We start from the raw sequence: 527 nt of genomic DNA on the forward strand, positions 1-527 counted from the left end.
CGTTGGAAGCTTGCAGTACGTTTTGTGATTCAGGAATCACACCGATCAACGGAATACGCAAGATGTCGCAGATATCTTGTACAGACAGCATTTCGCCCTTGGCCACGCGCTCAGGGGAGTAGCGAGTAATCAGCAGGTGCTCTTTAACAGTATCGCCTTGTTCGGCTTTGCGGGATTTGCTTTGCAAAATGCCCAAGATACGGTCGGAGTCGCGGACGCTGGATACTTCCGGATTGGTGGTAATGATGGCTTCGTCGGCAAAGTAGAGCGCCATCAGTGCGCCTTGTTCGATACCGGCAGGGGAGTCGCAGATGATGAATTCGAAGCCCATTTTTTTGCTGGCCAGCTCTTTCATCACGTTGTCCACGCCTTCGCGGGTCAGCGCGTCTTTGTCGCGGGTTTGCGATGCAGGCAGGATGTAGAGGTTTTCGCAGTTTTTGTCTTTAATCAGGGCTTGGTTGAGAGTCGCTTCGCCGTGGATAACGTTGATGAGGTCATATACGACGCGGCGTTCGCAACCCATAATC

At 52.4% G+C, this 527-nt stretch carries 1 protein-coding gene; it reads right to left on the bottom strand.

What is annotated here, in order from left to right; all coding sequences use genetic code 11:
• The coding region (gene minD, locus ACTHUR_RS17900) for a septum site-determining protein MinD (protein WP_440400085.1) at positions 1-527 on the bottom strand (527 nt) is incomplete at both ends.

It is taken from the genome of Neisseria sp. P0021.S007 (genome assembly GCF_051956855.1).